Here is a 9548-nt window from a genome sequence, read left to right as displayed (position 1 = left end):
GTTCTCCTGTGCCACGTCGTCCTACCCCCGTACGGTCGGTGACGGTCCGGTCTCGTTTCGCAGGCTACCAACGCCGGCGTGAGACGCACCTGTGGTTGGACGAACCCCGGCCACGGGCGGTTCCACGGAACCCCGTGTCGTCCGCCACCCACCGGCGACGGGGTCAGGGGGTTTCGATCTCGCCGTTCGCGGCCTTCAGGGCGATGTCGGTGCGGTGGTGGGAGCCGGTCAGGTGCACGCCAGCCACGCGGGTGTACGCGTCGGTGCGGGCGTCGGCCAGCGAGGCGCCGGTGCCGACCACGGAGAGGACCCGGCCGCCCGTGGAGACGACCGCGCCGTCCTCGCGGCGGCGGGTGCCCGCGTGCAGGACGCCCTCGGCCTCGGCGCCGCCGATGACGTCGCCGGTGCGGGGCCTGCCGGGGTAGCCCTCGGCCGCGATGACGACCGTGACGGCGTAGCCGTCGGCCCACTCCAGGGCCGGGTGGGCGGCCAGCTCGCCCTTCGCGGCGGCCAGGAAGAGGCCTGCGAGGGGGGTGCGGAGCAGTGAGACGACCGACTGGGTCTCGGGGTCGCCGAAGCGGCAGTTGAACTCGATGACCTGGGGGCCGGTGGAGGTCATGGCGAGGCCCGCGTAGAGGAGGCCGGTGAAGGGGTTGCCCCTGGCGCGGAGCTCGTCGACGACGGGCTGGACGCAGGTGGACACGATGGTGTCGACGAGGTCGGGGCCCGCCCACGGGAGGGGCGCGTAGGCGCCCATGCCGCCGGTGTTGGGGCCCGCGTCGCCGTCGCCCACGCGCTTGAAGTCCTGCGCGGGCAGCAGGGGGACGACGGTGGTGCCGTCGGTGAGGCAGAAGAGGGAGACCTCGGGACCGTCCAGGAAGGATTCCAGGAGGACGGGGTGGCCGCCTTCGAGCAGGGTCATGGCGTGGGCGCGGGCCACGGCGCGGTCGCTGGTGACGACGACGCCCTTGCCCGCGGCCAGGCCGTCGTCCTTCACGACCCAGCGCGGGCCGAACCGGTTCAGCGCCGAGTCGAGGCGGGCGGAGGTGTCGACGACCTCGCTCGTGGCCGTGGGAACGCCCGCGGCGTTCATCACGTCCTTCGCGAACGCCTTGGAGCCCTCGATGCGGGCCGCGTCCTTCGACGGGCCGAAGCACGGTACGCCCGCCGCGCGCACGGCATCGGCCGCGCCCGCCACGAGGGGCTGTTCGGGGCCGACCACGACGAGGTCGGCGTTCCACTCCTTGGCCAGGGCGGCTACGGCCCCGGCGTCGCCGACGTCGACCCCGTAGACCTCGGCCAGCCCCGCTATCCCGGCATTCGCCGGTGCGCAGGCAAGCGCGATCACCTCGGGGTCCTTCGCCAGAGCGAGGACAAGGGCATGTTCACGGGCGCCAGACCCGATGACCAGGACACGCACGATGGAGCAGCGTAGTTGACTAACCGGGCTACCCCTCCAGTGCCTGCTTCGAGCCGGGGTGCAGGGGCACCGGCGAGGTCTCGGCGGCCCTGTCCTTCGCGATGTCCTTGGCGGCCGGGTGGACCTTCTCCAGGTCGGCCTTCTTGTCGTAGAGCAGTGTCGTGAGGGCGCACGCGTTGGCTGCCGGGAAGTCCTCGCGGACGAGCAGCACGTTGGGCACGACGATGGTCTTCACGTCGGCCGCCATGCCGTAGGTGGCGGCGGGGATCGGGGCGACGTCGTAGACCGGGTTGATCTTCTTCAGCGCGTCGAGCTGGCCGCTGATGTCGATCAGCTTCACCTTGTCCTTCAACGACGTCGTGATGTCCGTCATCTGGGCGGTGGGCAGCCCGCCGGACCAGACGAGGCCGTCGACGCTGCCGTCCTTCATGCCGTCGGCGGTCTTGGTGAGGTCGAGCCGCTGCGCCTGCACGTCGACCGCCGGGTCGAGGCCCGCCGCGGTCAGCAGCCGGTTGGCGATCACCTCGGTGCCGGACTTGGGCGAGCCGGTGGAGATCCGCTTGCCGCGCATGTCGGCGATGCTGTTGATGCCGCTGTCGGTGCGCACGAGCACCTGCGTGTAGTTCGGGTAGAGCCGGGTCAGCGCCTGGATCTTCTGCGGCTTCCCGTCGAACGCGTCCTTGCCGTTCACGGCGTCCGCCGCGGTGTCGGCCAACGAGAACGCCACGTCGTAGTCGCCCGCGACGAGCTGCTGGATGTTCTGCACGGACGCGCCGGTCTCGGCGGCGGTGGCCTTGAGCTTCGTGTTGGCGCTGATCACCTGCGCCAGCCCGCCGCCGACGACGAAGTACACGCCGCCCGCGTTGCCGGTCGCGATGGTGATGCGACCCTCGGCCGCCTCGCACGACCCCCCGGAGGCGGCGGAGGGAATGGCGTCCCGCTTGCCGCCGCAGCCCGCGGCGACCAGTCCGACCGCGATCGTCCCGACGGCGACCTTGAGCATCCAGCTACGCATCCTGGGTCCTCCCCTTCCGCAACACGAGGTGCACGACCACCGCGACAGCCAGGAAACCGGTCCCGACGGCGACGGTGATCGGCTGAAGGTAGAGCAAGAGCAGCGCCGCGGGCACGCAGAGCAGCCGCTCCGGCAGGCCCGCGCGGCTGATGAGCCAGCCGCCGGTGACGACCGCGAGCGCGGCGACGCCGAGCGCCGACACGGCGGTCACCCACAGCCCGTCCAGCCAGGAGCGCTGGAGCAGCAGGGCGGAGCCGTTGTCGGTCAGCACGAACGCGAGGGGCACGAGGAACGCGGGCAGCGTGTACTTCCACGTCTGCCACATGGTCTTCACCACCGCGCCGCCGGTGATCGCGGCGGCGGCCACCGCGGCGAGCGCCGTCGGCGGTGTCACCTCGGACAGCACGGCGTAGTAGAAGATGAACATCGCGCGTTCCGGCGCGGCGACGCCGAGGTCGGCGAGCGCGGGCCCGATCACGACCCACGAGATGATGAACGACGCCGTCACGGGCACCGCGAGGCCGAGCACGCCGACGGCGACGGCCGCGAACACGACGGTCAGCGCCAGCACGACGGTGGGGTTCGACGACACCGAGCGGGCCGCGTCGACCAGTGCCGAGGCGAGCACCTGGCCGAGGCCGGTCTTGGTGATGGTGGACGTGATGATCCCGGCCGCCGCGCAGACCGCGATCACCGGCAGCGCGCCGCGCACGCCGGTCGCCAGCGAGTCGGCGACGGAGCGCACCCACGCCAGGAGCCACCCGTCCTCGCGCGACCGCCAGCGGCTGATCAGCGCGAACAGCGCGGCGACGCCGCTGGCGTAGACGACGGCGGCGAACGGCGGGATGTCCAGCGCCAGGAACAGCACGATGACGCCGAGCGACAGGAAGTGGTAGCCGCCGCGCAGCAGCAGCCTCCACGCGCTCGGCGAGTCGACGGCGACCGGTTTCGCGCCGAACCGGCGGGCGTCGGCCTCCACGGCGAGCACGATGCCCAGGTAGTACAGCAGCGTCGGCACCATCGCCCACAGCAGGACGTCCAGGTACGACGTCTGGAGGTACTCGGCGATGATGAACGCCGCCGCGCCGAGGGTCGGCGGCGACAGGATCGCGCCGATGCCGGAGGCGGCCAGCAGCCCGCCCGCGTTCTCGCGGGGGTACCCGGCCTTGCGCAGCATCGGCCACGTCACCGCGCCGAGGCTGACGGTGGTGGCCGTGCCCGAGCCGGAGACCGTGCCGAGCAGGAACCCGGACAGCGCGGCGGTGCGGCCGGGCGCGGTGCGCGACCTGCGGAACGCGGCGAAGCTGATGTCGACGAAGAACTTGCCCGCTCCGGAGGACTCCAGGACGGCGCCGTAGATCGTGAACAGCACGATGTAGGTCGCGGCGACGTCCAGCGGGGTGCCGAAGAAGCCGCTGGCGTCGTTGTAGAGCGCGTTGACGATCTGGCTGAAGTCGATGCCCGCGTGGGCGACCGACCAGCCCTGCGGCAGGAAGCCGCCGTAGTAGGCGTAGGCGAGGAACACCAGGCAGACGGCGGGCAGCACCAGGCCGGTGGTGCGCCTGCACGCCTCCAGCACGAGCAGCAGCAGCAGCGCGCCCGCGACGACGTCCAGCGTCGAGAGCTGGCCCTGGCGGTCCAGGAACGCGTCGTAGCCGCCGAGCACCGGGTAGAGGCCGACCACGAGCGCGACCAGCGCGAGCACCCAGTCCAGCGGGCCGGGGTCGTCGGGGGCCGAGCGCCACGGCCGGTAGCTCAGGAACACCAGCGGCAGCGTCAGGCCGAGGAACACCACCAGGTAGTACTGGTTGCCCTTGCTGAACGGGTCGAACACCTGCTTGAGCACCAGCAGCGCCACGACCAGGGCGGCGATCCACACGCCCAGCTCCCAGCGCGTGCCCAGCCTGCGCGACGGCCGCTCCTCGTCGTGCTCGGCGACCAGTTCGGCGACGTCGGGGCGCTCGTCCGGTGACGAGCTGACGCGCTCGACGGGACCGGCCATGGACACCCCCGATGTCGATCAGCAGGGCATGACCGTACCCGTGACCGCGCTCACAGCAACAGCCTGACCCGCTCCGGGTGCCGCGCGAGCCGCGTCCGGGGGGAGCCGCACCGCCGCGGGACCGGTTCCCGCTGTTCACCACGACGTGGCCACCGGTTCCTCCTACGGTGGTCGGGACGACGCCGCGGGCAACGAGGCTCCGGCCGTCCCGTTCCGGCACCAGGAGGTCCACGACCATGGCGCGTTCCGTTTTGGCCGGGGCGGTGCTCACCGCCCTCGCACTCGTCGGGATCGCGGTGCTGCCCACCGCGTCCGCCGCCCCGCAGGAAGCCGACCAGCGCGCCGAGCAGTGGTCGCGGCCGAGCGGCCCGCTGGTGATCGGGCACCGCGGCGCGTCGGGCTACCGGCCCGAGCACACGCTGGCGTCCTACGAGCTGGCCGTGCGGATGGGCGCGGACTACTTCGAGCCGGACCTGGTCTCCACCAAGGACGGCAAGCTCGTGACCAGGCACGAGAACGAGATCGGCGGGACGACGGACGTCGCCGACCGCCCGGAGTTCGCCGCGCGCAAGACGACGAAGACCATCGACGGCGTGGCGCTGACCGGCTGGTTCACCGAGGACTTCACCCTCGCCGAGCTGAAGACGCTGCGCGCGGAGGAGCGCATCCCGCAGACCAGGCCGCGCAACACCCTCTACGACGGCCGGTACGAGATCGCCACCTTCCAGGAGGTGGTCGACCTCCAGCGGCGGCTGTCCAAGGAGCTGCGGCGGGACGTCGGCATCTACCCGGAGACCAAGCACCCCACCTACTTCCAGGACATCGGGCTCGCGCTGGAGCCGAAGCTGGTGGAGGCGCTCAACCGCAACGGCCTGAACCGGCGGGACGCCAAGGTGTTCGTGCAGTCGTTCGAGGTGGCGAACCTCAAGACGCTGAACAGGTCGCTGCGCGTGCCGATCGTGCAGCTGGTCAACGCGACCGGCGCCCCCTACGACTTCACCAGGGCGGGCGACCGGCGCACCTACGACGACCTGGTGAAGCCTGCGGGGCTGGAGGAGGTCGCGTCCTACGCCGACGGCATCGGCCCCTCGAAGGACCGGATCATCCCGCGCGACGCGGCGGGCTTCCTGCTCGCGCCGACGAGCCTCGTCCGGGACGCGCACGCGGTGGACCTGCTCGTGCACCCGTTCACCTTCCGCAACGAGAACACGTTCCTGCCCGCCGACTTCCGCTCCTCGACCGACCCGGCGGCGTACGGCCGCGCGTTCGACGAGTACTCGGCGTTCTTCGCCACGGGCATCGACGGCCTCTTCAGCGACAACTCCGACACCGCCGTGGAGGCGCGCGCCGCCGTCCGCGGATGACCTGAAGGCCGGTGGCCTCCCCCGCGGCGGCGGGGGAGGCCACCTCTCCCTCATCCGGCGGTGACCAGCTCCTCCTGCCCTGCCAGGAGACCGCGGGCGGCCAACTCCGGCCGGACGCCTTCGCCGAACCAGTACGCCTCCTCCAGGTGCGGGTAGCCCGACAGCACGAACTCCTCGACCCCGATCGCGTGGTACTCCTCGATCAGGTCCGCGACCTCGCTGTGGCTGCCGACCAGCGCCGTGCCCGCACCTCCGCGCACGAGTCCGATGCCCGCCCACAGGCCGGGGTGGACCTCCAGTCCGCGCACGCCCGCGCTGAGGTCGCCGCCGTGCAGCGCGACCATCCGCTGCTGGCCGACGGACTGGCTCGCACCGAGCTGCGACTGGGCCTTCCGCACCTGCTCGGGGTCGAGCGCGTCCAGCAGCTTCGCCGCCTCCAGCCACGCCTCCGCGGACGTGTCGCGGCTGATCGTGTGCAACCGGACGCCGAACCGGACCGTCCGTCCCCGCGCCTGTGCCAGTGCCCGCACGCGGCCGATCTTCTCGGCCACCGCGGCGGGCGGCTCGCCCCACGTCAGGTACACGTCGGCGTGCCGGGCCGCGACCGGGAGGGCGGCCTCGGACGAGCCGCCGAAGTAGATCCGCGGCGTCGGGTTCGGCGGTGCCAGCACGGTCGCGCCCGCCACCCGGTAGTGCTCGCCGGAGAAGTCGAACGGCTGCCCGGTCCACGCGCCGCGCACGACGTGCAGGAACTCGTCGGTGCGCGCGTAGCGCTGGTCGTGGTCGTGCCAGTCGCCGAACCGCTGCTGCTCGACCGCGTCGCCGCCGGTCACGACGTTGAGCAGCAGCCGCCCCCCGGAGATCCGCTGGTAGGTCGACGCCATCTGCGCGGCCAGCGTCGGCGAGACGACGCCGGGCCGGAACGCCACCAGGAACTTCAGGGTCTTCGTCTCGGCGATGAGCGCGGCGGTCGTCAGCCACGCGTCCTCGCACCACGTGCCGGTCGGCGTGAGCACGCCGACGAAGCCGTTCGCCTCGGCGGCGCGGGCGACCTGCGCCAGGTAGTCGATGTCGGCCTCCCGCCGCGCGGGCGCGCCCTGGGTGCGGTTCGCGTGGAACCGCTCGACGATCGTCCGCCCGTCACCGGAGGTCGGCAGGAACCAGTGCAGTGTCACGCTCATGAGTTGCCTCCGCTGGCGGCTTTCAGGTCGGCTTCGAACCGGCGGTCGACGAACTTCGCGAAGTCCACCTTGCCGGGCAGTGTCCTGTCCTCGGTGAACGCGTCCGCCAGGTCCTGCTCGGACTTCACGACCGCGTCGTCCAGGGCGACGGGCAGGTCGCCCGCGCGGTCGACCGCGGCCCGCGCGACCTCGATCTTCAGCCCGGTCTCCGCGGCCCACGCCGTCGCCCACTCCTCGCGGTGCGAGTCGGCCCACAGCCTGGCCTTCGCGTAGCGGACCACGTAGTCCTTGATCGCCGCGTTCTTGCCCGCGTCGCCGAGCGCCGCGGTGCCCGCGACCTGGAACCCGTAGCCGTTGGCCGTTCCGGTGCCGTCGGCGATCACCCGAGCGCCCGCCTCCTGCTGCGCCTGCGCGGTGTAGGGGTCCCACACGGCCCACGCGTCGACCCGCTTCTGCGTGAACGCGGCGTAGGCGTCCGACGGCTGGAGGAAGTTCAGGTTGACGTCCTTCGTGGACAGACCTGCCCCGCGCAGCGTCAGCAGCACCTGCCCGTGCGCGGAACTGCCCTTGGCGACGGCGACGTTCTTGCCCTTGAGCTCGGCGACGTCTTTGATCGGCGAGTCGCCGGGCACGAGGAACGCGTCGCTGCTCACGTCGCCCTTGATCACCGACACCGCGGCGATCTTCGCGTTCGCGGCGGCGGCGAAGATCGGCGGCGTGTTGCCGACCGCGCCGATGTCGATCGCCCCGGCGGACGCGGCCTCCAGCAGCGGCGGCCCGGAGGTGAACGTCGCCCACTCGATCTCGTAGGGCGCGTCGGCGAGCAGGTTCGCGGCCGTGAGCAGCGACTTCGCCCCGCCCTTCTGGTCGCCGACCTTCAGCACCACCTTCGCCAGCTCCTCGGGGCCGACCGGGGCGGGCACGGTGCTCGACGTGGTGGCCTGCGTCCCGCACGCCGCCAGCAGCACCGCCGTGAGCGCACCGACCAGCAGGTTCCTACGCGGCTTCGACATCATCGACTCCCAAATCGGCCAGCACCCTGGTTCGAAGGTCTACGAAGGACGCACGACGGCGCGGCCTGGTGAGGCGGACGTGGTGCTCGGCCACGATCCGGCCCTCGTCGAGCACGAGGATCCGGTCGGCCAGCAGCAGCGCCTCGTCCACGTCGTGGGTCACGAGCAGCACCGCGGGCCGGTGCTCGCGCCACAACTGGTCCACGAGGTGGTGCATCGCGAGCCTGGTCAACGCGTCCAGCGCCCCGAACGGCTCGTCCAGCAGCAGCACGTCCGGCTCGCGGACCAGCGCGCGGGCCAGCGACACCCGCTGGGCCTCACCGCCCGACAGCGTCAGCGGCCACGCGTCGGCGTGGTCGGCCAACCGGACCTCGCCCAACGCCTTCTCGGCCACGGCCCGACCGTCCACCCCTCGCAGGCCGAGGGACACGTTGCGCCACACCCGCCGCCACGGCAGCAGCCGGGGCTGCTGGAACGCCACGGACACCGTGCCGGGCACCTCGAACGCGCCGTCGACGTCGGTGTCCAGGCCCGCCAGGATGCGCAGCAGCGTCGACTTCCCCGACCCGCTGCGCCCCAGCAGCGCCACGAACTCGCCGGGCGCGATGTCCAGGTCGACCCGGTCCAGCACCCGGCGTTCACCGAACGCCTTGACCAGGCCCCGAACGCTCACCGCGCTTGCCACCGGAGCACCCTCCTCTCCAGTGCGCGCACCAGCGCGTCGGTCGCCAGTCCGAGCAGGGCGTAGACGAGCAGGCCGACCACGACCACGTCGGTGCGCAGGAACTCCCGCGCGTTGTTGATCAGGTAACCGATGCCCGCGTCGGCGTTGACCTGCTCGGCCACGATCAACGACAACCAGGCCGCCCCGAGCGAGATCCGCAGTCCCACCAGCGTTTGCGGCAACGCCGACGGGAGCACCACGTGCAGCACCCGTTCGAGACCGGTGTAGCCGAGGACACGGCTGGCCTCCAGCAGTCCGGGGTCGGTCTGCCGGATGCCCGCGTGCAGGTTGAGGTAGAGCGGGAACGCGACACCCGCCGCGACCAGCGCCAGCTTCGGCTGCTCACCGATGCCGAACCACAGGATGAACAACGGGATCAGCCCCAGGTGGGGCAACGTGCGCAACATCTGCACCGGCGGGTCGAAGATCCGCTCACCCCACCGGGACAGCCCGGACAGCAGGCCGAGCACGACACCGACGGCCGCGCCGATCGCGAACCCACCCAGCACCCGGCTCATGGACACGAGGAAGGCACTGCCGAGCTGGCCGTCGGCGACCAGCCCGACAGCGGAGTCGAACACGGTCAACGGCGAAGCGAGCTTGTCGGGCGGCAGCACACCGCCCGCGCTGGCGACCTGCCAGACCACGACGAGCGCTATCGGACTGATCCATCGGCGAAGATCGGGCAGGCGACGCTTTCGCGTTCTCGGGGTGGAGCGCACCAGGCCTTTGTCGTCATCAGGGCGCGCGAGTACACCCGCGGCGGAAATCGACACGATTTCTCCCAGCGGTGACCAAAAGGGGGACGGGCCTCAACGCCCGAAGGACA

The 9548-nt window shown here is 71.9% G+C and carries 8 protein-coding genes; 1 reads left to right on the top strand and 7 read right to left on the bottom strand.

What is annotated here, in order from left to right:
• Nucleotides 1–163 precede the first annotated feature (163 nt).
• The 3 genes from purD to AC156L_RS28235 are packed head-to-tail and all read right to left on the bottom strand — an operon-like array spanning nucleotide 164 to nucleotide 4437.
• Nucleotides 164–1420, bottom strand: a complete 1257-nt coding sequence (gene purD / locus AC156L_RS28245) for a phosphoribosylamine--glycine ligase (protein WP_330874570.1) — start codon at nucleotides 1418–1420, stop codon at nucleotides 164–166.
• Between the two features lie 28 nt (nucleotides 1421–1448).
• Nucleotides 1449–2435 carry a TAXI family TRAP transporter solute-binding subunit gene (locus AC156L_RS28240; RefSeq protein ID WP_330874572.1) on the bottom strand — a complete coding sequence of 329 codons (987 nt, stop codon included), beginning with the start codon at nucleotides 2433–2435 and terminating at the stop codon, nucleotides 1449–1451.
• Complete coding sequence (locus tag AC156L_RS28235) at nucleotides 2428–4437, bottom strand: TRAP transporter permease (protein ID WP_330874574.1); 2010 nt, start codon at nucleotides 4435–4437, stop codon at nucleotides 2428–2430. Before AC156L_RS28235 ends, AC156L_RS28240 begins: the two co-directional genes overlap by 8 nt.
• A gap of 236 nt (nucleotides 4438–4673) precedes the next feature.
• Here AC156L_RS28235 and AC156L_RS28230 point away from each other — a divergent pair, with 236 nt between their 5' ends.
• Nucleotides 4674–5801, top strand: coding sequence for a glycerophosphodiester phosphodiesterase (locus tag AC156L_RS28230; protein WP_330874576.1), 1128 nt, complete (start codon nucleotides 4674–4676; stop codon nucleotides 5799–5801).
• A gap of 50 nt (nucleotides 5802–5851) precedes the next feature.
• Here AC156L_RS28230 and AC156L_RS28225 read toward each other — a convergent pair whose 3' ends face one another.
• Genes AC156L_RS28225 through AC156L_RS28210 form a run of 4 tightly spaced genes read right to left on the bottom strand, consistent with a single transcriptional unit; the run spans nucleotide 5852 to nucleotide 9495 of the window.
• Nucleotides 5852–6982: an LLM class flavin-dependent oxidoreductase gene (locus AC156L_RS28225; RefSeq protein ID WP_330874578.1), complete on the bottom strand. Its 1131-nt coding sequence runs from the start codon at nucleotides 6980–6982 to the stop codon at nucleotides 5852–5854.
• Nucleotides 6979–7995: an ABC transporter substrate-binding protein gene (locus AC156L_RS28220; RefSeq protein WP_330874579.1), complete on the bottom strand. Its 1017-nt coding sequence runs from the start codon at nucleotides 7993–7995 to the stop codon at nucleotides 6979–6981. Before AC156L_RS28220 ends, AC156L_RS28225 begins: the two co-directional genes overlap by 4 nt.
• A complete protein-coding gene (locus AC156L_RS28215) occupies nucleotides 7979–8680 on the bottom strand; it encodes an ABC transporter ATP-binding protein (RefSeq protein ID WP_330874580.1) in 702 nt (233 codons plus the stop codon). The genes AC156L_RS28220 and AC156L_RS28215 overlap by 17 nt, the downstream gene beginning before the upstream one ends.
• Nucleotides 8665–9495 carry an ABC transporter permease gene (locus AC156L_RS28210; RefSeq protein ID WP_414719816.1) on the bottom strand — a complete coding sequence of 277 codons (831 nt, stop codon included), beginning with the start codon at nucleotides 9493–9495 and terminating at the stop codon, nucleotides 8665–8667. Before AC156L_RS28210 ends, AC156L_RS28215 begins: the two co-directional genes overlap by 16 nt.
• Between the last annotated feature and the right edge of the window lie 53 nt (nucleotides 9496–9548).

The organism is Umezawaea sp. (assembly GCF_057122925.1).
The sequence above is the reverse complement of the archived record's forward strand: the minus strand, read 5'-3'. Positions and strand labels throughout refer to the sequence as shown.

Bases quoted from the DNA above. Each gene is read 5' to 3' on its own strand.
- AC156L_RS28220 (WP_330874579.1), bottom strand. From the start codon at position 7,995: ATGTCGAAGCCGCGTAGGAACCTGCTGGTCGGTGCGCTCACGGCGGTG.
- AC156L_RS28240 (WP_330874572.1), bottom strand. From the start codon at position 2,435: ATGCGTAGCTGGATGCTCAAGGTCGCCGTCGGGACGATCGCGGTCGGA.
- AC156L_RS28235 (WP_330874574.1), bottom strand. From the start codon at position 4,437: ATGGCCGGTCCCGTCGAGCGCGTCAGCTCGTCACCGGACGAGCGCCCC.
- AC156L_RS28230 (WP_330874576.1), top strand. From the start codon at position 4,674: ATGGCGCGTTCCGTTTTGGCCGGGGCGGTGCTCACCGCCCTCGCACTC.
- AC156L_RS28225 (WP_330874578.1), bottom strand. From the start codon at position 6,982: ATGAGCGTGACACTGCACTGGTTCCTGCCGACCTCCGGTGACGGGCGG.